A 26,408-nucleotide genomic window follows, 5' to 3' on the forward strand; every position below is an offset into this window, starting at 1 on the left:
ATGACCCAGTACAGCGACCACTTCGGCCCCGAGGGCCTCCTCGTCCGGGGCACGGTCCTCGTCGTCCCCGGCCGTGGTGAGACCCGGGCCACCTACACCCGCTTCGGCAGACGGCTCGCCGCCGACGCCTACCGGGTCCGTGTCGTCGACGCCCCGGACCTCGACACCGAGGACCTGACCACGCTCGCCGCCCGCCTCTCCGAAGCCGCCGAGGACACGGCGTCCGAGAACGGTGTCGTACGGCCCCTCGTCCTCGTCGGAGCGGACTCGGGCGCAGCCGCCGTAGCCGCGCTGCTCGGTCGGGCACTCGACACTCCGCCCGACGCCGTGGTCCTCGCGGGCCTTCCCGGCCGGGCCCCCGGCACCACCGCGACCGCCGGCACCTGGGACGAGGAACTCGACGTCCGCACCTCCTGCCCCGCCCACCGGGGCAACCTCACCCAGGACCCCGAGGTACGGCGCGGCTCGCTCGACACCGCCGTACCGGAGGCCGTGCTCGCCGCCGCCCACGACGGCGAGACCGCCGTCCCCGTGCTGCTCCTCGTCGGCGACGCGGACCCCCTGGCGGACCACGAGGCGCTGGCGCATACCGCCAAGTCCCTTGCGCGGGCCCGGCTTTCGGTCGTGCACGGCGCGCACCACGACGTGCTCAACGATCTCCAGCACCGTTCGGTGGCCGCCGAGGTCGTCACCTTCCTGGAGACCCTGCGCAACGAGCTGCGGCCGCTGGTCACGGTGCGGTCGAGCGCCTGGTGAGCGTCCCTCCGCCGACCCGGTACGCCGTCTGAACCCCGACCTCGAAAGGTCCCGTCATGGCCTCGATCCTGTCCGTCTCCGGAAGCCCCTCCCCCACCTCCCGCACCACCCGACTCCTGCGTCACCTGGACGACCGGCTCCGCCGGCAAGGCCATGACGTGACTCCGCTGGAGGTGCGCACGCTGCCCGCACAGGCGTTGCTGGGCGCCGACTTCGGGCATCCGGCGATCGCCGCCGCCACGGCGCTGTTCGAGCAGGCGGACGGAGTGGTGATCGGTACGCCGATCTACAAGGCCGCCTACTCGGGCCTGTTGAAGTCGCTCCTCGATCTGCTCCCGCAGTACGCGCTGACCGGGAAGACGGTGCTGCCGCTGGCCACGGGCGGCAGCACGGCCCATGTGCTGGCGATCGACTACGCGTTGCGTCCGGTGCTGAGTTCCATGGGGCCTTCGCACATCGTGCCGGGGTGGTTCACGCTCGACAAGGACATCACGGTCGGCGAGGACGGCTCGCTGACCGTCCCGCCCGCGACGGCCACGGCGCTGGAACAGGTCACGGATCACTTCTCCCGGGCGCTGGGAGGGCGTACGGCGGTGCTCGCGTCCACGGGGTGAACGTGGCCGGAGGCCCGCGTGGTTGTGGCAGTCGTGTTTCAACTGCCCACGTCACGCTGGTTCTCCGGTACCGGCTGTGGTTCTCTCACTGCATGACCGTGCTCGTGACCCGCCGCCACGTCGACTACGTGCGTGTCACCAGCACGGGGTGTTCCGCCCTGAGCTGACGCTTCGCTCCGGCATCCGATTCCCCTCTTCACGACCGCGCCGCGCCGGTATTCGTCGCGCCTTTTTCAGGACGGCGGCCCCGCGGTCGTCCCACGCACCCGCACGCCCCGCACAAGGGAGAACCATGAGCCAGCCCATCGACTCCGTCACCGGGGGTCACACGCCCGAGGACGAGCCCGCAGGTCCGGACACCTCGGCCTGGTCCTTCGAGACCAAGCAGATCCACGCCGGTGCCGCGCCGGACCCGACGACCGGGGCGCGGGCGACGCCGATCTACCAGACCAGCTCGTTCGTCTTCCGTGACACCCAGCACGCCGCGGACCTGTTCTCGCTGGCCGAGCCGGGCAACATCTACACCCGGATCCACAACCCCACCCAGGACGTCTTCGAGCAGCGCGTCGCCGCCCTCGAAGGCGGGGTCGCCGCCGTGGCCCTCGCCTCCGGGCAGGCCGCGGAGACCCTCGCCATCCTGACGCTGGCGTCCGCGGGCGACCATCTCGTCTCCAGCACGTCCCTGTACGGCGGCACGTACAACCTCTTCCGGCACACGCTGCCGAAGTTCGGCATCGAGGTGTCCTTCGTCGACGACCCGGACGACCTCGACGCCTGGCGCGCGGCGATCCGCCCGAACACGAAGGCCCTGTTCGCCGAAACCCTCGGCAATCCGCGCGGCAACGTCCTCGACGTACGGGGCGTGGCCGATGTCGCGCACGGGGCGGGCGTCCCGCTGATCGTCGACAACACCGTGCCGACCCCGTATCTGCTGCGGCCGATCGAGCACGGCGCCGACATCGTCGTCCACTCGGCGACGAAGTTCCTCGGCGGGCACGGCACCACCATCGCCGGTGTCGTGGTCGACGGCGGCACCTTCGACTTCGGCGCGCACGCCGAGCGCTTCCCCGACTTCAGCGAGCCGGACCCCAGTTACCACGGCCTGCGGTACTGGCCGGCGCTCGGCCCGGGCGCGTTCGCCATCAAGCTGCGCGTGCAGTTGCTGCGCGACCTCGGCCCGGCGATCTCGCCGCACTCGGCGTTCCTGCTCCTCCAAGGAGTGGAGACGCTCAGCCTGCGCATCGAACGGCACTCGTCCAACGCCCAGGCCCTCGCGGAATGGCTGGAGCAGCGGGACGAGGTGGCCGCCGTCCACTACCCGGGGCTTGAGTCCAACAGGTGGTACGAGGCGGGGCAGCGCTACCTTCCGCGCGGTGCCGGGGCGGTGCTGGCCTTCGAACTGCGGGACGGGGTCGAGGCCGGCAAGCGGTTCGTGGACGCGGTCGAGCTGTTCAGCCATCTCGCCAACATCGGGGACGTACGCAGTCTCATCATCCATCCCGCGTCCACGACCCACAGTCAGCTCGACGACGCGCAGTTGGCGGCGACCGGCACCTCGCCGGGTCTGGTGCGGCTGTCCGTCGGCATCGAGAACCTCGCCGATCTGAAGGCGGACCTGGAGGCCGGGTTCCGCGCGGCCAAGGGCGCGTCCTGAACACCGTACCGACTCCGTCAGCGGTCCCCCTTCCGCCGGCCTCCGGGGCCTGGCGGGAGGGGCACCCGCCCGGGCGCCGTCAGTGGCACGCCCGGGAGAAGCCCCTCGCGCTGGAGGCGGGCGGTGAACTGCCCGGCGTGCGGCTGGCGTTCGAGACCTGGGGACGGCTCGCGCCTGACGGCTCGAACGCCGTGCTCGTGCTGCACGCGCTCACCGGCGACAGTCACGTCGCCGGACCCGCCGAGCCCGGTCACCCCACCCCCGGGTGGTGGGACGCGCTCGTCGGACCCGGTCAAGTCCTGGACACGGAACGGTGGTTCGTGGTCGCGCCGAACGTTCTCGGCGGCTGTCAGGGCAGCACCGGGCCGTCCTCGCTCCGCCCGGACGGGCGGCGTTGGGGCGGCGGCTTCCCGTTTCTGACCCAGCGCGACCAGGTCGCCGTGGAAGCCGGACTGGCGGATGAACTGGGCGTCGACCGTTGGGCGTTGGTGATCGGCGGCTCCATGGGCGGGATGCGCGCGCTGGAGTGGGCGGTGACCTACCCGGAGCGGACGGACGCGCTCCTGCTGCTCGCCACCACCGCCGCGGCGAGCGCCGAGCAGATCGCGCGGGCGAACATCCAGCTCCACGCGATCCGTTCGGATCCGCACTGGCACGGCGGCGACTATCACGACACCGGCCAGGGACCCCTCGCGGGGCTCGGCCTCGCCCGACGACTCGCCCATGTCACCTACCGCAGCGAGCCGGAGTTGGCGGTCCGCTTCGGCCGTACGGCACAGGGCGCGGAGGACCCGTGGAACGGCGGCCGGTACCAGGTCGAGTCGTATCTCGACCATCACGCCGCCAAGTTGGTGCGCCGTTTCGACGCGGGCAGCTATGTCTCCCTCTCCGAGGCGATGAACAGCCACGACATCGGCCGCGATCGCGGGGGCACACGCGCGGCACTGCGCCGGGTGACCGCGCGGACGCTGGTCGCCGGGGTCGACTCCGACCGTCTCTATCCGCCGTCCCAGCAGGCCGAGTTGGCGGCGGGAATCCCGGCGGCGGACCGGCTCCGGGTGGTCGAGTCGCCGTACGGCCACGACGGGTTCCTGATCGAGACGGAGCAGGTCGGCGCGCTGGTGCGCGAACTCGTGGGTTGACCGGGCCGCCCTAGCGCCGACGCCAGGGCAGTGCCTCCTGGTCGTCCCCGGCGTCCTCCTCGCGATGGAGCGCGGCGTTGATCGCCTCGCCGATCTCCGCGAACTGGCGTACCTGCTCGGGCGTCAGCGCGTCGAAGACCGCGCGGCGTACGGCCTCGACGTGGCCGGGGGCCGCGCGTTCAAGGAACTCGCGTCCCTGTGCGGTGAGTTCGGCGAGCTGGCTGCGCCGGTTCGTGGGGTCCTCGTAGCGGTCCAGGTAACCGGCCTCCTGGAGGCGGGTCACGGCGTGGGTGAGCCGGCTGCGGGTGATCTTGAGGAGCTCGGCCAGCTCCGACATGGTCAGGGTGGCCTGCGGGACCGAGGACAGGTGGGCCAGCAGGATGTAGTCGACGTGCGTCATCCCCGCGTCGCGCCGCAACTGGCGGTTGAGGTGGTCGGAGAGGAGCGTGGAGAACTCGACGTAGGCGAGCCAGGCCCGCATCTCCTCGGCATCCAGCCAGCGTGGCGTCTCGGTCATGGTCGCACTGTAGCCGCCGCCGTTTGAACCTTCACACCACCGGGCCGGGTGTGCTCTCGGCGATCCAGTCGGTGACCTGCCGCACGTACTCCCGGTATCCGGACCGCGCGGCGGACACGACCGCGGCGACCTCCTCCGGTTCCGCGTCCAGACACAACTGCACCAGGACGTGGTGCGGTCCGTCCGCCGGCGCGAGGGCGGCGGCCAGTCCGGCGTCGATCAGCCCGGCCCGCTCGGCCGCGCCGAACGAGGCGGCGGGTGTCTGCGGCGGCACTTCGCCCAACACCCCGGCGCAGACTTGCCGGTTGACGGCGAGGGCGAGGTCGTTCAGGAGCGCCAGGACGCGTTCCAGGGCCAGTCCCGTCCCCGGGTCGTTCTCCAGGCGCGCGCCGTCCAGCCGTCCGAGCGAGTCGAGCTGTACGACCGACTTGCGCATGGTGATGAGCCGGTGCTCGATCGCCGCCCGGTCCACGGTCACCGGCGCCGCCCCTGCCCTCGATGTGGTCATCGCCGCAGCGTGCCACGCCCGGACCGCGCGACCACCGCCCGATTCCGTCTGGTGGGACAAGCGATGGACGACCGCTGCCGCCAGGGGGGACAGTCGGTCCCCGTGGTCAACCGGGACAACCAGGGCAAGGTGGGTACGGAATGCGGCAGTTGAGTGACCTCTTCCGCAATTTCATGCAGCTCGGATACGTGACGGACGACATCGACGCCGCCGCCGCGTTCCTGGAGTCGAGGCTGGGGACGGTCCGGTGCGTCAAGCACTTCAAGTCCTCGCTGGGCGGCGGCCTGCCCCCCGCCGGTGCCGACGACCCGCGCGGCACCTTCGTCGTGGTGGACGGTGTGCCCGCCGACGAGTGGGTCATCGATGTCGCCCTGGTCAACGCCGGTCCGACCAACCTGGAGATCATCCGCCCGGTCGGCGGCGCGGTCGACCTCTATCGCGGCGCCGTCAGGCCCGGCGAACCGGCGACGCTGCATCATCTGGGCTTCCGCGTCGACGACTTCGACGAGGCGTCCGCGATCGTCGCCGCGAGCGGCAGGTCGTGGAAGCAGTACGGGGACAGCGGCGCCATCCGCTTCGGATACCTCGACATGACAGCCGAGCTGGGCCACTTCGTCGAGGTCATGGAGCTCGACGAGGAGGCCGCCCAGGGGTTCGCGCACCTCGAGGCGGCGTCGAACGCGGGCCGGAACCGAGTGCACTGATTCGTTCGGCACGGCCCGCCTCCGCAGGAGTCGGCCCGTGTCCATCCCCTGCTCGACACCTGGTGAGAGGAACCGTCATGAGCGGCGCAGGCAAGGCTGATTCCTACGATGTCATCGTCGTCGGCTCGGGCGCGGGGCTGGTCGGCGCGTACGCCGCGGCCTCCCGTGGGCTGCGCACGCTGGTCATCGAGAAGACGGAGTACGTCGGCGGGACCACGGCCTATTCGGGCGCCGGGATCTGGCTCCCCGGCAACGCGGCCGAGCAGCGGGCCGGCGTCGAGGACGGCCCCGACCTCGCACGCCCCTACCTGGACGCGATCGTCGGCGACGACTCACCGGCCGCACTGCGGGAGGCCTTCCTCCAGGTGGGGTCCACCCTGATCGACGAGTTGGAGAGGAACCCTCGGTTCGGCCGGTTCTTCTGGCAGGGCGTGCCCGACTACTTCGCCGGCCGGCCCGGCAGCCTGCCCCAGGGCCGCACGATCTTCCCCGAGAACCTCGACCGCTCCGAACTCGGCGAGCTGGAACCGCTGGTGCGCAGGCCGCTGTGGACGGAGCGCTGGGGAGTGGAGGTCCCGTCGGAGATGATCGGCGGGCAGGCCCTCATCGGCCGTGCGCTGCTCGCGTTCGTGGAGACCGGCAACGGGACCGTGCGCACGAACACCGCTCTGGAGCGCCTGATCGTCGAGGACGGTGCGGTCGTCGGGGTCGAGGCCCTGAGCGAGGGCGAGCCGGTGACGTTCCGCGCCGAACGGGGCGTACTCCTGGCCGCCGGTGGTTACGAGCGCAACGGCGCGCTGCGTGAACGCTTCCAGCCCGGGGTCACCGACGAGTGGACCCAGGGCTGCGAGGGCAACACCGGCGACGCCCTGACCGCGGGCATCGACATCGGCGCCGCGACCGACCTGCTCGACGAGTCGTGGTACGCGCCGGGCCTCGTCGTACCCGACACCCGCCCGGTGTTCTACACATCGGTCTGGAGCGGCATCTGGGTCAACGCCGCCGGACAGCGCTACATGAACGAGCGTCTCCCCTACGACCGCGCCGGTCACGAGATGCTCAAGGCGCACCGGTCCTCGCACGTGTCGCATCTGCCCACGCACTGGGTGTTCGACCAGCGCCAGCTCGACAACAGGCGGGCGTTCGCCGGGCTGCCGGTCGCGCCGCAGGTGCCCGGCTGGTTCGACGTCGAGAAGTTCCTCGCCGCGGGTGTCCTGAAGCGGGCCGACACGCTGGAGGAACTGGCGGAGCTGATCGGCTTGCCCAAGGGTGCGCTCACCGAGAGCGTCGAGCAGTTCAACGGGTACGCCCGCAATGGCAAGGACGAGCAGTTCGGCCGCGGGGAGGATCCCTGGGACCTGATGATCACGCACATGGCGGGGGCGCACACCGACGGGCCCAACCCCTGCCTGGGCGTGATCGACAAAGCGCCGTTCTACGCGGCCACGATCGTGCTGTCCGACCTGGGCACCAAGGGAGGCCTGAAGACGGACGAGCACGCGCGCGTGCTGCGGCCCGACGGTTCGGTGATCTCCGGTCTGTACGCGTCGGGGAACACGATGGCGCCGATGTCCGGCCGGATCTACCCGGGCGCGGGCGGTCCCGTGGGGTCGTCGATGGCGTTCTCCTACATCGCCGCCGTCGACATGGCCGACGAGGACCGCTAGCCACGAGTCGCATGCCCAACTCCCTCCCGAGGACGGTCTCTTCGAGAGGGAGTCGGACGCTCAGGCGGACTCGGTCGAGTGGCCGGGGAACAGGGACAGCGCGGGGTCCAGGGCGACGGCGGCGTTGTTGACCGCGGTCGCCACCTCCCCGAAGCCGACGGACATCAGCCGGACCTTGCCGGGGTACGCGGTGACGTCGCCGGCGGCGTAGACCCGGTCGACCGTGGTGCGCATCCTGGTGTCGACGACGATCGTGCGCCGCTCCAGTCGGACGCCCCAGTCGGCCAGTGGTCCGAGGTTGCTGATGAAGCCGAGGGCGGCCACGACCGCGTCCACCTTCAGCACCCGGGGCTCTTCCTCCCCGTCGACCTTCAGGTGCGCCTGGCGCAGCAGTTCGTCGCCGGTGAGGGTCGCCACCTGGGCGTTGGTGACGATGTCGACGCCGCACGCGTGCAGTTCGCGCACGCTCGCCGCGTGGGCCCGGAACGTGCCGCGCCGGTGCACGAGGGTCACCGAGCGGGCGATCGGGTGCAGGGCGAGGGCCCAGTCGACGGCGCTGTCCCCGCCGCCGACGACGAGGACGTCACGGTCGGCGTGCTCGGCCGGGTCCGGGACGAAGTAGGTCAGCCCACGGCCGAGGAACTCCTCCCCGGCCGGGAGGGTGCGCGGGGTGAACGTGCCGATCCCGGCGGTCAGTACGACCGCTCCGGCGTCGACGGTGGTGCCGTCGGAGAGGGTGACCTGGGGGCGTCCGTCGGGTGTGTGGGTGAGGTCGACGGCCTGGCGGCCGAGGAGGTAGGCCGGGTCGTACGCGTCGGCCTGGTCCTTGAGGGCGGTGACGACGTCGCGGCCGCGGGTGCCGGGGACGGCGGCGATGTCGCGGATCTCCTTCTCCGGGTAGAGCGCGGTGATCTGGCCGCCGCACTGCGGCAACGCGTCGACCAGGACGGTCCGCAGTCCGCGGAAGCCCGCGCAGTAGGCGCCGTAGAGCCCGATCGGGCCGGCGCCGACGATGAGGATGTCTGTGGTCACGGTCTCGGCCACGGGCCGACCTCCTGGGGAGAGTGGATGGGGGCGCCCCGCCGACGGCGGACATTCGTGCCGCGAAGAAGGCCGTGGCCGGCGCCCGTGGCGTCACACGGCGTCGGAGGCCGTCGGCCGGCCGAGTGTAGGGCGGCTCCGGACAGGGCCGTCGGCTCCGGTCCCGGCTGATGGGACCGCCGGTGGACGGCCCCGGACGCCGCGTGGAGAGTCGTCTCCACCGCCACCGCGATGACGGCACGGCGTCCACAGGGACAAGGAGGGCGACACTCGTGAGCGATGAGGTGCGGGTGTGGATCGATCAGAAACTGTGCACGGGGGACGGTCTGTGCACCCAATACGCCCCCGCTGTCTTCGAGTTCGGCGACGACGGACTGGCCTACGTCAAGAACGGCGAGGACGGGGAACTGCTGACGCCCGAGGGCGCGCAGGCCGATGTGGCGGAGCGGCTGCGTCTGGATGTGATCGACGCCGCCGACGAGTGCCCGGGCAACTGCATCCACGTGGTGCGGAGCGCCGACGGGACCGAGGTCGCCGGGCCCGACGCCGGCTGACCTCACCTTGCGGCCGCCTGAAGCCGTACCCGTATGTCGAGTGGAGGAGTGGTTTTCGGTGTCTGCAGTGGTTGAGCCCCAAGTGGACCGTCGAGTCCCGTGGTTCGAGGGCGATGTGCCCGCCGAGAAGGTCCCGGAGAAGTACCGGCTTTCGCGTGCGTTCGTGCCCAAGGGCCGTTATCTGGACCCCGAGTTCCTCAAGCTGGAACTGGACAAGGTGTTCACGCGGACCTGGTTGCTGGCCTGCCGTCTGGAGGAACTGCCGGGTGTCGGGTGTTTCGTCGAGTACGAGATCGGCGGTCACTCGATCCTGATCGTGCGCGAGGGCAAGGACTCGATCCGCGCCTACTTCAACGCGTGCCGGCATCGCGGTACGCGGCTGGCCCGGGGCCGGGGCCGGGTCGGTTCGCTCATCTGCCCCTTCCACGGCTGGCGTTGGAACCTGGACGGCTCCATCAGGCTGGTGCTGGACCGTGAGGAGTTCGTGCCGCGCTCGGACGACGACCTGGGCCTGGTGCGGGTACGGGCGGAGCAGTGGGGCGGGTTCGTGTTCATCAACATGGACCCCGAGGCGAAACCACTCCTCGAATATCTCGACCCGATCCCGCGGATCTTCGCGCCGTTCCAGTTCGAGAACATGCGGTACCGGTGGCACAAGAGCGTGCTGCTGCCGTGCAACTGGAAGACCGCGCTGGACGGATTCCTAGAGGCGTATCACGTGGCGGGAACGCATCCGCAGCTCTACCGCTTCGACAAGTCGAACACCAACATCGCCTCGATGAAGGAACTCGAGAACCGGATGTGGGCACCGACGACCGTGTACGAGCGGCACGCGCACTATTCGAGTGTCGGCCCGAAGAAGAAGGACACCGCCAAGGACCCGGCCAACCGGGGCACGGGGGGCGTGACCGACGAGCGGCTCAGTGTCGCGCTGAGCGTGCAGTACATCGCCGACGACATGCGCGGTCTGGAGAACGAGCGGAGCTGGCGGGCCGCCGAGGCGCTGAAGACCGCCGAGGTGCCGGAGGGGATGACCGCCGGTCAGTACTACCTCCGGCTCTACAAGGAGTTGTCGCTCGCCGAGGGCTACGACTGGCCGGAGATCACGCCCCAGCAGTGGGCGGAGGCGGGTACGGCGTGGAACGTGTTCCCGAACACGATCCTGCTGCCCAACCAGGGTTCGGTGTTCGGCTACCGGGCGCGGCCCGACGGACTCGACCCGGACAGTTGCCTCTTCGAGATCTTCAGCCTGGACCAGGTGCCCGTCGCCGACTACGGCAAGAAGCGGGACTTCCAGCCCCAGTTCTTCGAGGACTTCCGTGAGGCCGACCTCGGCGAGATCTTCACGCAGGACCTGATGAACGCCAAGGAGGTGACCGTGGGCATGCACTCCCCCAGCTTCGACGGGCACCGGCTGAGCGAGGAGCAGGAGATGACCATCTACAACCATCACCGGGTGGCCGACCGGTTCCTCTGGACGGACTGATCCGCCCGACGCCCGATCCGTGGTCCCGGCCCCCAGGGGCCGGGACACGATCGTGTCGGCGTCCTACCGCCGGACCCAGCCGACGTCGTGCCAGTACGTCTCCAGCTCCCGCACCGGCTTGGGCCAGGTCTCGATGTAGGTGACCCCCTCGGGTCCCGCCGTCATCGTGTACGGCGTGCCGGCCCGGCTGAGGAAGACGTCCCCAGGCCCCACCCGCACGGTCTGCGGTTCGCCCGACTCGTAGTGCTCGATGTGGTACTCGCCGGCGAAGACGAAGAGCATCTCGTCGACGTTGTGGTGGTGCCGGGGCACCGTGAAGTCCGGCCGCACGCGCAGCGGGTTGCGGTTGAAGCGGGCTACGTCGATCGGCTTCGTGGTCACCCACATCGCCCCGTCGAACGTCGCCGCGAAGTCCACGGGCGCGTCCCGCAGCAGGCCGCCGTCGTTCCAGAAGTACTGGGGATGGCCCTGCTGCTCCAGGCCCATGGGAACCCAGTCCGCGTCTTCCACCAGATCACCGAAGGTAAGAGTCACGCGGCGACCGTATGCGCGGCCCGACACGGTGTCGCCGGTAGGTTCCGCTCATCGGGACCCGTCCGGCGGGAGCTGCCCGGTCCCGGCCAACGGGATTCACGCATGACACGTCCCAACCCGGTCCCCACTATCGGGGCATGGGAATCGAGTTCTTCAATCTGCTGTCGGACGAGGGCTGGATCGAGCTGCCGGTCGACCAGTCCGCTCCCACGTACCTGTGGAGCGAGGGCGGACTCCTGGCCGATGCGCCGGTCGACATGGAGCAGACCTTCAAAGGGAACATGTGGTGGTCGACGAAGGTGGACCCGTCGTTCAACCTGAACGGGCTGCGGTGCGCACCGGACTTCGCGGTCCCCCGCCACCATCACAACCTCGACGAGTTGATCATCGTCTTCGGCGGTGAGTTCCATGTCGCCTGGGGCAAGGACGGGGAAGAGGGCAGCCGGACCATCGGTCCGGGCGAGTTCTGGATCAGCAAGGCAGGAACTCCCTATCTCATGACGGCCGGACCCGAGGGCGTCACCTACGTCGAGACCTGGCCCGAGCCGATGGAGAACCTTGAGACGTACTGGCACGACGCGGGCTGGGTACACCGCGGCCACTGACCAGCCTGCTCCCATATTTCGGCCCCTCATTCCAGGCGTCACACCGGAAGAGGGGCCGACTGCATGGACAAGTCCCGCACGACCCATTCCAGCGTGACGCAATTACGTATACTCTTCTTGCTTGCGGCCGCTCCTTGCGGGGATCGGCTGTCCCTCTCCCCGTAGCGGAGCAGGGTCCGTCTCGTCGCCGGTCGTGGAACCTCGGCAAGCCCTCGGCACGCCGGCCGGCATGGTCTGCCGCGGCGCCCGGCCCTCGTGCCGTTCGACCTCCACTCGCGGCTCTCTCTTCACTTTCTCGGACGGCAGCGTCGCCGCACGGCGCCACCGGTCGCTGATCGCAGCGAGTGCCGGGCACTCGCGGACACGTTGGGACACAGACATGATCGAGTCGGTCGGACGAGCCATCTCCTCACCCAGGTCACGCGCGTCGGTCGCGCTGGTGTCGGCCGCGGTCCTGCTCGCGGGATGCGGCAGCGGCGGTGACGGCGCCACCACCGCCGCGGACAGCACGAAAGTCCCGGCCGCGCTGGCGAGCGCCTTCCCCGGGAAGAAGGCCACCGGCGCACCGGTCAGGATCGGCCTCATCACCAACGAGGGCGGCTCCGCGATCAGTCAGCCCGAGACCAGGGAAGCCGCCCAGGCTGCCATGAAATACGCCAACGCCAACCTCGGCGGCATCGCGGGCAGGCCGATCGAGTTCGTGATCTGCAAGACCAAGGAGGAACCGGCGACGGCGCGGGACTGCGCGAACCGGATGGTCGAGCAGAAGGTCGACGCGGTGGTCCTGACCAGCAGTGGCCTCGGCGACTCCATGGTGCCGATCGTCACCCAGGCCGGCATCCCCTGGACCACCGCCATCGCGGCGAGCAACTCCGAGGGCACCACCGCCAACGCCTTCTCCTGGACGGGCGGTTTCCCGACGACCATGACGTCGATGGCCAAGTACGCGCAGGACAAGGGCTACAAGAAGGTCGCCGCGTTCGTGATCGACGCGCCGGCCGCGGTCAGCGGCATCGAGGCCATCGGCAAGCCGGTCTTCGCCAAGGCGGGAATCGGCCTGCAGATCGTGACGGTGGCCGCCGGCACACCGGACGCGTCCCCGCAGGTGAGCGCCGCGCTCCGGAAGAAGCCCGATGCCGTCGCCGTCGTGGCGGATCCGACGGTGTGCACCTCGGTGCTCCAGGCGATGGGCACGCTCGGCGCCGGCATCGCCCGGATGACCGTCCAGTCGTGCGTGTCCCCCGAGGTCGTCGAGGCCGTGGGCGCGGGCATGGACGGCGTGCAGGTCTTCAGCAGTTTCGACGTGGCCGGCGACGACTTCGAGGCCCGGCTCTACCGGCAGGTGATGAAGGAGTACAGCCCCGACACCTCGGCCACGGGATACGCGGCGATCGGCTACCAGGGCGTGCTCGCCCTGGTGCGCGCGCTGCACGGCCTGACGGGCACGGTCACCCCCAAGACGATCACCGCGGCGCTGCACTCGGCGAAGGACGTCGTCCTGCCCGCCGGTCACGGCATCACGTTCACCTGCGACTCCAAGGCGGTACCGGGGCTGCCCGCCGCCTGCTCGGCGAAGGAGGTCACCGGCACGGTGTCCGACGGCAAGGTGGGGCAGATCCGGGTCGTCGATCCCAGTCCGTTGTTCGCACGGTAGTCGCAGCAGCCGGAAGGGACGGTCTCGCCGATGAGCCAGTACGTCGTGTTTCTGTTGCTGGGGCTGGGAAGCGGTGCGGTGTTCGGCGCGCTCGCGCTGGCCCTGGTGCTCACCTTCCGCAGTTCCGGGGTGGTCAACTTCGCCACCGGGGCGATCGCGTTGTACAGCGCGTACACCTACGCGTTCCTGCGCCAGGGCGAGTTGCTGGTGCCGCTGCCGGGTGTGCCGAAGAAGGTCGGGCTCGGCGGCCCGCTCGGCCTCTTCCCGGCGGTGGTCATCTCCCTTGTCCTCACTGCCCTGTTGGGGATCGTGCTGTACGGGCTGGTCTTCCGGCCGCTGCGCACCGCGCCGCCGGTGGCGAAGGCCGTCGCCTCGATCGGGGTGATGCTGGTGATCCAGGCCGTGCTCGCCGCGGCGGTGGGCACGGGGGCGGTGTCGGTCAAGGCGATCCTGCCCAACGACCCGGTGTCCTGGGGCGGTTCGCTCATCCCCGGCGACCGATTGTGGTTCGCGGCGGTGATCGTCGTACTGACCGTCGTCCTGGCGCTGCTGTTCCGGCTGACCCGGTTCGGTCTCGCGGCCCGGGCCGCGGCGGAGTCGGAGAAGGGCGCGCTGGTCAGCGGTCTGTCGCCGGAGCGGATCGCGGTGGCGAACTGGGCGCTCAGCTCGGCCATCGCCGGGCTGTCCGGCATCCTGATCGCGCCGATCGTGCCGCTGGTCCCGGTCTCCTACACGCTGTTCATCGTGCCGGCCCTGGCGGCGGCGCTGGTCGGCAACTTCACGGCGCTGGTCCCGGCCGTGGGAGCGGGTCTGGTCATCGGGATGCTCCAGTCGGAACTCCAGTTCCTGCAAGGGAAATGGTCGTGGCTGCCGCAGACCGGGCTGGCCCAACTGGTGCCGCTGGCCGTCATCTTGGCCTACCTGGTGGTCCGCGGCCGGCCGCTGCCCACGCGCGGCTCGCTGATCCAGCAGGCCTTGGGCCGGGCACCTCGGCCCGACCGCGTCCTGGTCCCGGCCGTCGTGAGTACGGCCTTGGGTGTCGTCCTGCTCTTCGCGACCACCGGGAGCATCCGCGCGGCGGTGGTCACCTCGCTGACGCTGGCGGTGATCTCGCTGTCGCTGGTGGTCGTCACCGGGTTCGCCGGGCAGATCTCGCTGGCGCAACTGACCCTGGCCGGGGTCGGCGCGTTCAGCCTGAGCAGACTCAGCGTCGAATGGGGTATCCCCTTTCCGTTCGCCCCGTTGCTGGCGGCCTTGGCGGCGATGGTCATCGGCGTGGTGATCGGGCTGCCCGCGCTGCGGATCCGTGGCCTGCCGGCGGCGGTGGTCACGGTCGCGCTGGCGGTGGCGCTGGAAGCGTTCTGGTTCCGCAACACCGAGCTGAACGGCGGCCTGGGCGGCTCGAAGGTGCCCTCGCCGCACCTGTTCGGGATCGACCTGGGCATCGGGGCGGGCGAGGACTATCCGCGTATCCCGTTCGCGCTGCTCTGCCTCGTGATGCTGCTGCTGGTCGGCCTGGGCGTGGCAGGGCTGCGCCGCAGTCGGCTCGGCGCCGCGATGCTCGCCGTGCGTGCCAACGAACGGTCGGCCGCGGCGGCGGGCATCGACGTCGCCCGCACGAAGATCGTCGCGTTCGCGATCGGGGCGTTCATCGCCGGGCTCGGGGGCGCCCTGCTGGGCTATCAACAGACCGTCGCCGACGCCGAGATGTTCACGGCGATCGGCGGCCTCGGCCTGTTCGCGACCGCCTACCTGGCCGGCATCACCTCCCTGTCGGGCGGCCTCGTCGCCGGGGTGATGGGAGCCGGCGGTCTGCTGCCCGTCCTCCTGGACCGGGCCCTGTCCATCGGCGAGTGGTACGACGTGATCATGGGCATCGGTCTGGTCCTCACCGTGATCACGAACCCCGAGGGCGTCGTCGGCCCGGCCCACGAACTGACGGCCCGGCTACGGCGGTTGCGCCGCCCCGCCACCGTCGACGAGACGGACACCGATGGCCTCACCGGTGCGGCACCGGCCGTCCGGCCCCCGGTCCCCGAGCCGGGCGAGGTGGTCCTCGCGGTGCGCGGGGTCGGGGTGCGCTACGGCGGTGTGGTGGCCGTCGACGCGGTCTCCTTCGAGGTGCGCTCCGGCGAGATCGTGGGCGTGATCGGCCCCAACGGCGCCGGGAAGACCACCCTCCTCGACGCGATCAGCGGCTACAACCGCAGTACGGGAACAGTCGAGTTCGACGGCCGGACGATCTCCTCGCTGAAGCCGCACCAGCGCGGGAGGGCGGGCCTCGGACGCACCTTCCAGGGCATCGAGCTCTACGAGGACCTCAGCGTCGAGGAGAACGTGCTGGTCGGCGAGGCGGCGGCCCTGCACGGCGGCGACCATGTCGGCACCATGCAGGGCCTTGAGCTGCGGAACCGGCTGTTCGAGACGCTGCACCTGACCCGGTTCCGGGCCCAGCCGGCACGTGAACTCTCCCAGGGCAGGCGGCAGTTGGTGTCCATCGCGCGCGCCCTGGCCGGCCGCCCCCGGATGCTGCTGCTCGACGAACCGGCGGCCGGCCTGGACAGCTCCGAGAGCCGGTGGCTCGGTGAACGGCTGCGCGCCGTACGGGCCGACGGCGTGACGGTCCTGCTCATCGACCACGACATGGGGCTGGTGCTCGACGTGTGCGACCGGATCGTCGTCCTGGACATCGGAAAGGTCATCGCGGACGGAACTCCCGCCGAGATCAAGGCAGATCCACGGGTCGCCACCGCCTACCTCGGTGCGACGCACGCCGATACGGACCAGGTGCGAGGGGAGGTCGTCCAGTGACCGGACAGGAACCACTGACGTGCGAGGGCGTGGACGCGGGCTACACCAAGGGACGGCCGGTGGTGCGCGGCTTCGACCTGAAGCTGCCGCCCGGCGAGGTCACGGCCCTGCTGGGGCCCAACGGGGCAGGAAAGACAACCCTGTTGATGACCCTCGCGGGCCTGCTGCCACGCCTGGGCGGGTCGGTCGCCCTGGACGGCCGACCGATCCGTGGCGGGCGGGCGCGTGAGGCCGCCCGGCGCGGACTGGTCCTCGTGCCCGACGACCGGTCCCTGTTCACCCAGCTCACCGTGCGGGACAACCTGACCCTGGCACGGCGGCGCCGGGGCAGCAGCGTGGACCAGGTGCTCGACTTCTTCCCCGCACTGGGAAAGCGGCTGAAGGTCGCGGCCGGGATGCTCTCCGGCGGTGAGCAGCAGATGCTGGCCCTGGGCCGGGCCATGATCCAGGATCCTCGAGTGCTGCTCGTCGACGAGTTGAGCATGGGGCTGGCGCCGGTGATCGTCGAGGAGTTGCTGCCGGTCGTCCGGCGGATCGCCGAAGACACCGGCGCGGCGGTCGTGCTGGTCGAGCAGCACGTCCGGCTGGCGCTCGACGTGGCGGACCGGGCGGTGGTCCTGGTGCACGGTGAGACGGTGTTGAGCGACTCCGCCGCCCGGCTCACGGCGGATCCCGGTCTGCTGGAGCGCGCCTATCTCGGCGAGCAGGCACCGGAACCCGTCCCGTGACCGGGATCGTCACGGGCCCCACGACAGGGAGACGGAGTGGACCATGAGGAACAACGAGGACGCGCCCGAGGAGAAGCACCGGGCACTCCACCCGGCCGGGACCCCCGCGCGGAGCGGGTCGGTGTGAGGACGCCCCGGCTTCCCGGCAGCAGCCCGTACGACGACCCGGCGCTCGGGCTGGGCATCCCCGAGCCGGAGCCGACACCGCGGGGCGGGTCATGGCCCCGGGCGACAGGAGCCGACGGCTCGGACGGAGACGGATACAGCGAGATGATCGCGCGCCTGCGCGGCTTCCTCGACCATGTCGCGGCGGCAAAGCTGGACCCCGGCACGGTGGCCGCGCTGTCGGACGACCTCGGCGCCTGGACCGAGCGGCTCGCCGACTCGGCCGTTCCCGAGCGCGAGCAGGTCTTCGGTCACCGGGACGACATGCCGGGCCGAGGCCAGACGATGGCACCGGCCCTCCGGGTCCACGAGGCCGACCGGTTCAGCGTCCGGGGCACGGTCCGCTTCGGCCGGTACTTCCTCGGCGGGAACGGAGCGGTCCACGGCGGCGCCGTCCCGCTGCTCTTCGACGAGGTCCTGGGCCGGCTGTCGGGCTCGGCGGGCCGCAGCCGGGCCCGTACCGCCTATCTGCGCACCGACTACCGGTCGATCACCCCGATCGGGGCGGAACTCGACGTGCACGGCTGGTTCGTGAGCGAGGAGGGCCGCAAGCGCGTCCTCCGGGCCGAGATCCGTCACGACGGGGTGCTCTGCGCGGAGGCGGAGGGGCTGTTCATCGTCCTCAAGCCCGGTCAGCCTTGACCGGGAACCAAAAGGTAATGAACACTTCTTAGAAAGTGAGGAGCGGGGATGGCGGTCATGCCGATCGAGTGGGGAAAGGTGCGGGAGTACGCCACCGCGACGGCGGCGGCCCGTGCCGCCTACCTCGACGACCCGAACGCCCCGATCCCGCCGACCTTCCTGGCCACGGTGGTCCACTGGAGCACCATCGGCGAGACGGTCCGCGCGCCCGAGGTCGCCGAGGCGTGCGCGACGGTCGGGATCGAACCGGACGTACGGAATCTGCTCTCACTGGAGCAGGAGTACGTCTTCCACGGCCCGGTGCCACGGGCGGGGGAAACGCTGCACAACTCCGAGCGCCTCCAGGACGTCCGGATCAAACAGGGCCGGCGGGGACCGATGGTGATGGTCCGTTTCCTGGTGTCCTTCCACGACACCGAGGGACTCCTGCGCGCCGAGTGCCGGTACACGTCCGCCTATGTGCGCAAGGAGGCGTCGTGAGCGGCCTCGTACCGGGTGCCCGGCTTCCGGAGCGCGTGTTCGGGCCCGTCACGATGACCGACATCGTGCGCTACCAGGGCGCGAGCGGCGATCTCAACCCGATGCACCACGACGACGAACTCGCGCGCACGGCCGGGTATCCCGCGGCCTTCAGTGTGGGGATGCTCGGCGCGGGCTGGCTCGCCGCGTACTGCACCGACCACTTCGGCGAGGAGAGCGTGCGGCGCTTCCGCACCCGCTTCACGCGGGTGGTGTACCGAGGCGACCGGCTGATCGCGTCGGCCGAGGTCGTACGGCTCTTCGAGCAGGGTGAGGAGCGGCGGGTGGAGCTCGCGGTCCGGTTGCGCAAGGACGACGGCGCGCTCGTGGTCGACGGTTCCGCCGAGTTCGCGCTGACGTGATGGGCCCTCGGTGCCGAGAAGGGACAACGTATGGAGTCTGACGGTGAGTTGCGGACCGGGACGAGCGAACGCCCGGACCTGCCCGTCGCGTTGGTGATCGGCGGGGGCGGTATCGGGATGTCGGCGGCACGCAGGCTGGGCCGGTCCCACCGGCTCGTGCTGGCGAGCCTGTCGGCCGGCAAGAACCCGGCACGCGAGGCCGCCTTGCGCGAGGACGGGATCGACGCGGTGGTGACACGGTGCGACATCACGGAACCCGACTCGGTCGCGGAACTCGGTCAACTGGTCGCGTCACGGGGCCGGTTGCGCACGGTCGCACACGTGGCGGCACTGTCCCCGTCGATGGGTGACTGGCGCACCCTGCTGAAGGTGAACCTCGTCGGGGCGACACTCGTCGAGCGGATGGGTCTTGAACAGGCCGTGCCGGGCACGGCCGCGGTGTTCGTGTCCTCCTCCGCCGGACACCTCGCCGAACCGCCCACTCCGGAGGTCACCGCCGTACTCGACGACCCGCTCGTACCGGACTTCGTCGAGTGCCTGGAGCAACTGGTGCCGGAGCGGACCTCGCTCCAGGCCTACCGGCTCACCAAGTTCGCGCTGCTCCGCATGTGCAGGAAGCGTGCGGCGGTGTGGGGGACGAAGGGGGCCCGCATCGTCTCGATGTCGCCGGGCCCGATCGCCACCCCGATGGGTGCGCTGGAGTTCGAAGGCCCGCACCGTGAAGTCAAGTTGGCCATGCTGCGCCGGTCGCCGCTCGGCCGCGAGGGCACGATGACCGAGACCGCCGACGCCATCGAGTTCCTCGCGTCCGACCGGGCCTCGTACATCACCGGAACCGACCTGCTGGTCGACGGCGGCATCCTCGCGACGACCCGGTTCAACTGAACGTGCCGTGGAGCGGCACCGTCCAAGGGAGACGAGCATGCCCGACCGGATCGACCAGGACGACGACCTCGGCGAAGGCCCCCTCCACGGCCTCGTCGTCGTCGATCTCTCGACGACTCTGCCCGGCGCTCAGGCCACGCAGTTCCTCGCGGACGCGGGAGCGGACGTCATTCTCGTCGAGCCGCGCGAGGGAAACCGGCTCCGCGCGAACCCCGGCTGGCCCGGCCTGCTGCGCGGAAAGCGCAGCATCACCCTCGACCTCCACGACGACACCGATCGCGCGACGCTGGACGGCCTGCTCGCGAGGGCGGACGTCGCCGTCACCACGCTGCGCCCGGCCGCCGCGGCTCGACTCGGCTTCACCGCCGAGGAGTTGGCGGCCCGGTACCCGCGCCTGGTCGCGGCACTGATCACCGGCTGGGGAACCCACGGACCGTGGGCCGACCGCAAGGGCTACGAGGCGCTGATCCTGGCCAAGAGCGGCGTCCTGCACTCGAAGCACCAGCTCACCACCGGCCCGGACCCGGCCCATGTCACCACTCCCTACGCGTCGTTCGCCGCCGCGCAGGCAGCCGTCCACGGCATCCTCGCGGCACTGCTCGAACGCGAGGAGAGCGGCCTGGGCCAGCTCGTGGAATCCGATCTGGTGACCGCCGTCGGTGCGTACGACCCGTACAACTGGTTCTACGAGCTGGTCCTGGACCGCTTCCCGGACGCGTTCCAGCCGATGGGCGCCGCCTTCGACCAACAGGGCCGACCGCAGACCAAGTTGCTGTACGCGCTGCTCATCGCCGCGACGGCGGACGGCACTTGGCTGCAGTTCGCGCAGACGGCGCCACGGCTCATGAGGGCCTGGCTGGACGAACTGGACCTGAGCGCCGAGTTGGCCGATCCCCGGTGGGACGGCTTTCCCCTGCTTCCGACGCCCGGGCTGCGCTTCGAGTGGTGGAACAAGATGATCTCGAAGGTCGGGGAGCGGACGCTGAAGGAGTGGGAGGAGGCGTTCACCCGCAATCCGGACGTCTTCGGCGAGCAGTTCCGTACGCCGGACGAGGCGCTCGACCACCCCCAACTCGTCCACGAGGGCCGCAGGGTCGTGGTGGACGATCCCGACCTCGGCCCGGTACGCCAGCCCTCGACCCTGGTCCACGCGGCCGGACGTCCCCTCACGAGAATCCGCCGCGCACCCCGCCTCGGCGAGCACACCCGGGAGCTGCGCACCTTCGCCCGCAGCACAGCACCCTCCAACTCCGTTGCTCAGCAAGGCCGTTGCGGTCCTCCCCTCGCCGGCGTGACCGTGCTCGAACTGGGCGCCATGTACGCCGGGCCGTACGGCGCCACGCTCCTCGCCGATCTCGGGGCGCGGGTCATCAAGGTCGAGCCGCTCGACGGCGACCTGATCCGCACGATCATGGCGTTCCCCGAGGCGGGTGGCGCGAAGGTGCTCCAAGGGAAGGAGAGCATCGCCGTCGACCTCCGCTCCCCCGAAGGCCTGGAGATCCTGCGGGAGTTGGCCGGGCAGGTGGATGTGGTGCTCCAGTGCTACCGGGCGGGTGTCGCGGCTCGGATGGGTGTGGACGAGGCCTCGCTGAAGTCGGTCAACCCGGATCTGGTCTACGTCAACGCTCCCGGTTACGGGATCGACGGCCCGTACGGTTCCAAGCCCGCCTACGCGCCGTCCATCGGGGCGGCATCGGGGGTCTCCGTGACCGACGCGCAGGTGGTGGGCCGCCCTGCGGACGAGCGGGACCAACTGCTCGGCCAGGCACGCAAGTTGTATGCCGGCGGGACGGTCCCGGCGGTCCAGTCGGACGGGATGGCTGCCCTCGGCGTCGCCTCGGCCCTGCTCCTCGGGATCTACGCGAAGCGTCGCGGGATCGAACTGACCGACATCGTCGCCACCATGCTCGGCACGAGCACGCAGGCGCTGATCGCGCACAACACCGGCTACGAGGGGCGCCCCGCCCACCCGGGTGTCGACCCCGCCTTCCGAGGGACCAGCGCCCTCTACCGGATGTATCCCGCTTCCGACGGCTGGCTGTTCCTCGCGGCGCCGAAGGAACGGGAGTGGGCCGCCCTCGTCGCCGCGCTCGGCGACCCCGGCGACCTCGCGGACGACCGGTTCGCCACGAGCCGGGCGCGTGCCGCCGCCGACGACGCGCTCGCGGACGTACTCACCAAGATCTTCGCCACCCGGACGAAAGCCGAGTGGGAGGCCGACCTGACGGCGCGGGACGTCGGCTGCGTCGCCGTGACCCAGGAGCCGGCCGAACGGCACATGCAGGGCGACGAGTTCCACGCCGCGGGCTACACGGTCGACGCGGTCAGCCCCGTCTTCGACGCCCACCGCAGGCTCGCACCGCTCAACCGCTTCTCCCGCTCGACGACGAAGCCGGAGGCGGGCTGCACCGTGGGCCAGCACACCGATGCCCTGCTGCGCGCGATCGGCTACGACGAGGCCCGCATCGCCCGTCTCCGCGAGGCACACGTCGTACGGTGATGCGAGATGACGCGGCTCGACGTACCGGCGGAACGGGTGCCCGAACGACCGCTGCCGGAGGGCCTCTTGGGCCACTCCGGCAGCGGCGGCGGGGTCAGGTCGCGGTCAGCGACAGGTCGGCCGTCGTGGTGCGGCCCGGCAGCAGGGTCACCTCCTTGGACACCGGACGGTGGCCGACCGCCGAGGCCGTGATCCGCAGCGGGCTCGGGCGGGCGTCCAGCCAGAGGTCGTAGTGTCCGTCGGAGTCGGTGCGGACGGTGTGCGCGAGGTGGCCGCAGCCGGTCGTTCCGGTGTGTGCCGGCGGGCAGATCAGGACGGTGGCTCCGGGGAGCGGTGCTCCTGTCCGCCGGTCGGTGATCGTTCCGGAGAGGTGTCCCCAGGTCTTCGGGATCGTGACCTTCAGGCTGACCTCGACCGATGCTCCGGCGTAGGGGGCATCGGTGTTGTAGGTGAGCCGCGCGGTGTAGGTACCGGCCGTGGCCACGGCCGAGGCGTCCGCGCGGACGGTGACCGTGGTGGAGCGGCCGGGGGCGAGGTCGAAGGAGGTCCTGTCCGCGGACAGCCAGGTGACGTCGTCGCCGTCGCACTGGTCGTGCCCGGGCAGGACCTCGGCCGAGGTGGCGGTGTCGTGGGCGGCGGTCATGCCGCCGATGCGGTAGATCCCGCAGCCGCCACCGGCCCGGAAGATGGCGGAACCGGCGTTGGGAAGGTCGGACCAGGTGTTGGACACCGGGTCGTATTCGACGGCGGTGTTGACCGCGTCCACTCCGATAATGCCGCCGACGACCTGGAGTTTGCCGTCATTGCCACTGGCGGTGGCGCCCCAACCGGCTTGGGGCATGTCGGCCGCACGGGTCCAGGTGTCGGCGGCGGGGCTGTAGCGGTAGGTCTGTCCGGTGCGGGGAGCGACCCCTCCCCCGACGACCGTGATGCCCCCGGCGCAGACCACTTCACCGGTGATGCCGGCGCAGGCCCCGCGTTCCATGGTGAACGGGTAGTCGGCGCGGCGGGTCCAGGTGTCGGTGGCCGGGGTGTAGCGGTAGACCGTGCTGACACTGTCATCACAGTCGGATCCGGTGCAGCCTCCGATGACGTAGAGGCTGCCGTCGAGGACGGTCACGTTCGGCATGCCGATCGCCTGGGGCAGATCGGAGAGGCGGGTCCAGGTGTCGGTGGTGGGGTGGTACGCGTAGAGCGAGGCGCCCGCATGGTCCCTGGCCCAGCCGCCGGCGACGTACATGGTCCCGTCGATGAACGCCCCGCCGGGTGACTCCAGGGCCTCGGGGAGGTCGGCGATGGGTGTCCAGGCGTCGGTGGACGGGTCGTGCACATAACTGTGGGCGAGGTACTGCCCGTTGAAGATTCCGGAGACTCCGGCGACGGAGTAGACCTTGCCCTGGTAGGTGCCCACCGCGTTGTCCATGGCGGGCTCGGGGTAGTCGGCGATGCCGGTCCAGGGCCCGGTCGCTGCCGTGGCCGGCGGGTCGGTCGACGGGCTCTTCGAGGCCGAGGAGGTGGAACTCATCGGTCCGGGTGAGTAGTTGCCCTTGACGCGCAGCGTCGGTGTGCCTGCCGAGGAGTCCGACGTGGTCGTGGAGGTACCGGCCGGTGAGGTGTAACCGGTGCTCTGCTCACCGAGGTTGACGTGCAGCGGCGCCTGCCCCCTGTTGGTGAAGGTGACCTTCTTGCTGCTTGATCCGCCCAGCGTCTCGCTGACGGAGAGGCTGCCCGAACTCACCGCCAGGCGGCCCGCCTTGAGCGTGCGGTCGAACCGGTTGACCTTGTCGGGCTGTGTGGTGAGGGTGCCGGTCGAGGTGGTGTAGCGGGCGGAGGCCGTCGTGTAGGTGTGGCGTCCGGCGGGGGCGCTGAACAGCCAGTAGTAGCCGTCGGCCAACGCCAGGTCGTCGGGGGTCGCCACGGTGGTCGCCGTCGTGTAGCTGTCGGCGGTGTCGGTGATGGTGGCGGGCGTGATGGTGCCGCCGGTGTTGCCGTCGATGACCTTTCCGGCGACGATGCCTCCGCTCACGGCGGCGCAGGAGCCGACGGTGACGGTGTCGAGCTGCCAGAGCGACAGGCCGCTGCCGGAGTAGTGGAAGCGCACCTTCACGTGCTTCGCGTTTGCCGCCTGGGGCAGGGAAACCTCGGCGTGGCCCAGGTACTCGGCCGTGTCCTGGTGCCACACCGTGGTCCACGTCGCGCCCGAATCGAGGCTGAGGTCGACGTTGGCCACCGAGTCGTTGCTGGGGGCGTAGGCGGCGTCGAAGCCGAGGACGGGTGAGGTCTGGCCTGCCAGGCTGAAGGTGGGTGAGACGAGTTCGGTGTCCTCCGGGACACCGCCCCGGGTGTAGGGGGACGCGGAGGCCCAGTTCCCGGTTCCGCCCGTGAAGTTCCACACCGTTTTATCGGCGAAGTCCCAGGCGGCGCCGTCCGTCCCGTGATTGACGACGGTCCAGCCGTGCTCCGGCGTGGTGCCGGTCCAGCCCTCGAAGCCGGTCTCGGCCGGATAGGCATGGCCGGGTGCGACGCAGGCCGTCAGGTCCACGTCCGGCGCGACGTTGGTACGTACGTCGGCCGTGCCCACCGGGACACTCAGGTCCGTGCTCCGGTATCCGGGATAGACCGGGGCCACGTGGACGGCGTAGGTGGCCTTCTCCGGAAGCTCCACGCTGTACTTGCCGGTGTAGGGGTCGCTGTAGAGGGCGCCGTTCGGGTAGCCGTCGATGGTGATCTTCGAGTACAGGGGCCAGCCGTGCCCGCTTCCGTCCTTCACCGTGCCCGACACCGTGCGGGTGGGGAGTTTCACCAGGGTCAGGTCGACGGTGGTGCTCTGGTTCTCGGCGACGCCCACTCCGGAGCTGGTCTTCTCCTGGTAGCCGAAGTCGGTGGCGGTGATCCGGTAGTTGCCCACCGCGACGGGGAGGTCGTACGCGCCATCGGCGTCGGTGGTGACGCGGTACTCCCGGCCGTCCGCCGATTCCTCGGAGATGGCCAGCGCAGCACCGGCGAGCGGGGCGCCGGACGCGCTGTCGGTGACTCGCCCGGACAGCGTTCCATGGACGCCGAAGGCCAACGCGGACACGCCGGCCGGGGTGCCGAGACCGGTCGGGCCGTCCCAGCCGGTGCCGGCGGTGCACTCCACCGTGCCGCAGTCGTCGTTGGAACCTGTCGTGACATCGCTCAGCCCGGAGCCGTTGATGTACGGGTAGGTCACCGGGTAGGTGCCCTCGACGGGGGTGCCCGCCAGCGCGTACATCGCGGTGATCAGCGGTGCGGAGAGGCTGGTGCCGCCGACCTGCAGCCAGCCGTCCTTGCTCACCGTGTCGTACACGGCCAGGCCGGTCGCGGGGTCGGCGACCGCGGAGATGTCAGCCGTCGCCCGGGTGTCGCAGCCGGTGGTGAGCCCCCGCTGATAGGCGGGCTGGGCCTCGTACAGCGAGCAGCCCGATCCGCCGGAGGTCCAGGCGGACTCCGTCCAGCCGCGCCCGGTGTCCCCGGTGCGGGTCAGCCGGGTGCCGCCGGCGGCCACCACGTTGGGGTTGGTGGCGGGCCAGTTCTGGACATGGCCGGTGTCACCGGTGGACGCGACCACGGCCACACCGGGATGGTCGTAGTGGTGGTCGTACGCGGTCTGGAAGGCGCCCTCGCTGGGCAGACCGTAGGAGTTGGAGACGTACTTGGCGCCCAGGCGCACGGCGGTGTCGACCGCGGTGCCCAGGTCGTCCAGACTCGCCGAATCACCCTGCACGAGAAGGATGTTGCACGCCGGACAGGCGGCGGAGACGGCGTCGAGGTCGAGCGCGGTCTCCAGCGCCCAGCCCGCGTCGTCGGCGGGGTAGTCCGTGCCGCCGTTCTGATCGACCTTGCGGAAGCAGCCGTTGGCGGTGGTGCACTCGGGCAGCCCGTAGTGCCTGCGGTACTCGGCCAGGTCGGCCTCGGCGTGGGAGTTGCCGTACGCGTCGACGATCGCCACCGTCCGGCCCTCGCCTCCGGCGGGAAGGCTGTAGGCCGCCTGGATGTCGGCCGGGCCCAGCGCCGTGGACGGGGGCGCGGTCGCCTGCGGCCTGACGATGTGGTCGGAGCCGGTGCGCACGTCGGCGAAGCACTGGGCCACGCCGTCATCGAGGCTCGGGTTGTTGCAGCCGGCCGGGACGTAGTTCTGCGGGACGTTGTCCTGCGGTACGGCGTTGAGCAGGTCGGAGGCCTTGGAGGAGCCGGCGTCGGCCGAGGAAGTGGGGGTGGCCGCGGAGGCGATGGCCGGCTGTATCGCGGCGAGAGCTCCGGCGGCGAGACAGCCGGCTATGAGGAGGGAGAGGGGCGCGCGTACGCGCGCACGTCTGGAGGACAGCAAGGGGCACCCTTT

General features: G+C 70.7%; 22 protein-coding genes. 17 read left to right on the forward strand and 5 right to left on the reverse strand.

Annotated features, from left to right (window positions below):
- The 4 genes from OG223_RS03105 (at window position 1) to metX (ending at window position 4,166) form a co-directional block, all read left to right on the forward strand.
- Window positions 1–756 (forward strand): alpha/beta hydrolase, encoded by a 756-nt coding sequence (locus OG223_RS03105; RefSeq protein WP_329241919.1) that lies wholly within the window; start codon window positions 1–3, stop codon window positions 754–756.
- Window positions 757–812: 56 nt separating this feature from the next.
- Window positions 813–1,370 (forward strand): NADPH-dependent FMN reductase, encoded by a 558-nt coding sequence (gene ssuE / locus OG223_RS03110; RefSeq protein ID WP_329241922.1) that lies wholly within the window; start codon window positions 813–815, stop codon window positions 1,368–1,370.
- Between the two features lie 292 nt (window positions 1,371–1,662).
- Complete coding sequence (locus tag OG223_RS03115; protein WP_329241925.1) at window positions 1,663–3,024, forward strand: bifunctional o-acetylhomoserine/o-acetylserine sulfhydrylase; 1,362 nt, start codon at window positions 1,663–1,665, stop codon at window positions 3,022–3,024.
- Window positions 3,021–4,166 (forward strand): homoserine O-acetyltransferase MetX, encoded by a 1,146-nt coding sequence (gene metX, locus OG223_RS03120; RefSeq protein WP_329265109.1) that lies wholly within the window; start codon window positions 3,021–3,023, stop codon window positions 4,164–4,166. The genes OG223_RS03115 and metX overlap by 4 nt, the downstream gene beginning before the upstream one ends.
- A 10-nt stretch (window positions 4,167–4,176) precedes the next feature.
- On the opposite strand, the gene OG223_RS03125 is transcribed toward metX, so the two are convergent.
- Complete coding sequence (locus OG223_RS03125) at window positions 4,177–4,683, reverse strand: MarR family winged helix-turn-helix transcriptional regulator (protein ID WP_329241928.1); 507 nt, start codon at window positions 4,681–4,683, stop codon at window positions 4,177–4,179.
- Between the two features lie 31 nt (window positions 4,684–4,714).
- Window positions 4,715–5,191 carry a hypothetical protein gene (locus OG223_RS03130; RefSeq protein WP_329241931.1) on the reverse strand — a complete coding sequence of 159 codons (477 nt, stop codon included), beginning with the start codon at window positions 5,189–5,191 and terminating at the stop codon, window positions 4,715–4,717.
- Between the two features lie 140 nt (window positions 5,192–5,331).
- Here OG223_RS03130 and OG223_RS03135 point away from each other — a divergent pair, with 140 nt between their 5' ends.
- Together OG223_RS03135 and OG223_RS03140 are read left to right on the forward strand one after the other, a co-directional pair.
- Window positions 5,332–5,895, forward strand: a complete 564-nt coding sequence (locus OG223_RS03135; RefSeq protein ID WP_329241934.1) for a VOC family protein — start codon at window positions 5,332–5,334, stop codon at window positions 5,893–5,895.
- A 77-nt stretch (window positions 5,896–5,972) separates the two neighbouring features.
- Window positions 5,973–7,562: an FAD-dependent oxidoreductase gene (locus OG223_RS03140; protein WP_329241937.1), complete on the forward strand. Its 1,590-nt coding sequence runs from the start codon at window positions 5,973–5,975 to the stop codon at window positions 7,560–7,562.
- Between the two features lie 60 nt (window positions 7,563–7,622).
- On the opposite strand, the gene OG223_RS03145 is transcribed toward OG223_RS03140, so the two are convergent.
- Entirely contained in the window at window positions 7,623–8,606 is a 984-nt protein-coding gene (locus OG223_RS03145; RefSeq protein WP_329241940.1) for an NAD(P)/FAD-dependent oxidoreductase, read from the reverse strand.
- A 269-nt stretch (window positions 8,607–8,875) separates the two neighbouring features.
- Here OG223_RS03145 and OG223_RS03150 point away from each other — a divergent pair, with 269 nt between their 5' ends.
- A complete protein-coding gene (locus tag OG223_RS03150) occupies window positions 8,876–9,157 on the forward strand; it encodes a ferredoxin (RefSeq protein ID WP_329241944.1) in 282 nt (93 codons plus the stop codon).
- Between the two features lie 58 nt (window positions 9,158–9,215).
- Window positions 9,216–10,643 carry an aromatic ring-hydroxylating oxygenase subunit alpha gene (locus OG223_RS03155; RefSeq protein WP_329241947.1) on the forward strand — a complete coding sequence of 476 codons (1,428 nt, stop codon included), beginning with the start codon at window positions 9,216–9,218 and terminating at the stop codon, window positions 10,641–10,643.
- A 63-nt stretch (window positions 10,644–10,706) separates the two neighbouring features.
- On the opposite strand, the gene OG223_RS03160 is transcribed toward OG223_RS03155, so the two are convergent.
- Window positions 10,707–11,177: a cupin domain-containing protein gene (locus OG223_RS03160; protein WP_329241950.1), complete on the reverse strand. Its 471-nt coding sequence runs from the start codon at window positions 11,175–11,177 to the stop codon at window positions 10,707–10,709.
- A gap of 137 nt (window positions 11,178–11,314) precedes the next feature.
- Here OG223_RS03160 and OG223_RS03165 point away from each other — a divergent pair, with 137 nt between their 5' ends.
- The 9 genes from OG223_RS03165 to OG223_RS03205 all read left to right on the forward strand — a co-directional run bounded on the left by OG223_RS03165 (window position 11,315) and on the right by OG223_RS03205 (window position 22,048).
- Window positions 11,315–11,782 carry a hypothetical protein gene (locus OG223_RS03165; protein ID WP_329241953.1) on the forward strand — a complete coding sequence of 156 codons (468 nt, stop codon included), beginning with the start codon at window positions 11,315–11,317 and terminating at the stop codon, window positions 11,780–11,782.
- Between the two features lie 379 nt (window positions 11,783–12,161).
- Window positions 12,162–13,436: an ABC transporter substrate-binding protein gene (locus tag OG223_RS03170; protein WP_329241956.1), complete on the forward strand. Its 1,275-nt coding sequence runs from the start codon at window positions 12,162–12,164 to the stop codon at window positions 13,434–13,436.
- A 30-nt stretch (window positions 13,437–13,466) separates the two neighbouring features.
- Window positions 13,467–16,247 carry a branched-chain amino acid ABC transporter permease/ATP-binding protein gene (locus OG223_RS03175; RefSeq protein ID WP_329241959.1) on the forward strand — a complete coding sequence of 927 codons (2,781 nt, stop codon included), beginning with the start codon at window positions 13,467–13,469 and terminating at the stop codon, window positions 16,245–16,247.
- On the forward strand, window positions 16,244–16,975 hold the full coding sequence (locus OG223_RS03180) for an ABC transporter ATP-binding protein (RefSeq protein ID WP_329241962.1): 732 nt from the start codon (window positions 16,244–16,246) through the stop codon (window positions 16,973–16,975). The genes OG223_RS03175 and OG223_RS03180 overlap by 4 nt, the downstream gene beginning before the upstream one ends.
- 123 nt (window positions 16,976–17,098) lie before the next feature.
- Complete coding sequence (locus OG223_RS03185) at window positions 17,099–17,782, forward strand: PaaI family thioesterase (protein WP_329241965.1); 684 nt, start codon at window positions 17,099–17,101, stop codon at window positions 17,780–17,782.
- A 48-nt stretch (window positions 17,783–17,830) separates the two neighbouring features.
- Window positions 17,831–18,262, forward strand: coding sequence for an FAS1-like dehydratase domain-containing protein (locus OG223_RS03190; protein WP_329241968.1), 432 nt, complete (start codon window positions 17,831–17,833; stop codon window positions 18,260–18,262).
- Complete coding sequence (locus tag OG223_RS03195; RefSeq protein ID WP_329241971.1) at window positions 18,259–18,663, forward strand: MaoC/PaaZ C-terminal domain-containing protein; 405 nt, start codon at window positions 18,259–18,261, stop codon at window positions 18,661–18,663. Before OG223_RS03190 ends, OG223_RS03195 begins: the two co-directional genes overlap by 4 nt.
- A 30-nt stretch (window positions 18,664–18,693) precedes the next feature.
- Window positions 18,694–19,548 (forward strand): SDR family oxidoreductase, encoded by an 855-nt coding sequence (locus tag OG223_RS03200; protein WP_329241973.1) that lies wholly within the window; start codon window positions 18,694–18,696, stop codon window positions 19,546–19,548.
- A 37-nt stretch (window positions 19,549–19,585) separates the two neighbouring features.
- Entirely contained in the window at window positions 19,586–22,048 is a 2,463-nt protein-coding gene (locus OG223_RS03205) for a CaiB/BaiF CoA transferase family protein (protein WP_329241976.1), read from the forward strand.
- 94 nt (window positions 22,049–22,142) lie between these two features.
- Here OG223_RS03205 and OG223_RS03210 read toward each other — a convergent pair whose 3' ends face one another.
- Window positions 22,143–26,396 carry a carboxypeptidase regulatory-like domain-containing protein gene (locus tag OG223_RS03210; protein WP_329241979.1) on the reverse strand — a complete coding sequence of 1,418 codons (4,254 nt, stop codon included), beginning with the start codon at window positions 26,394–26,396 and terminating at the stop codon, window positions 22,143–22,145.
- Window positions 26,397–26,408: the final 12 nt, after the last annotated feature.

The organism is Streptomyces sp. NBC_01478 (assembly GCF_036227225.1).
Lineage (GTDB): Bacteria > Actinomycetota > Actinomycetes > Streptomycetales > Streptomycetaceae > Streptomyces.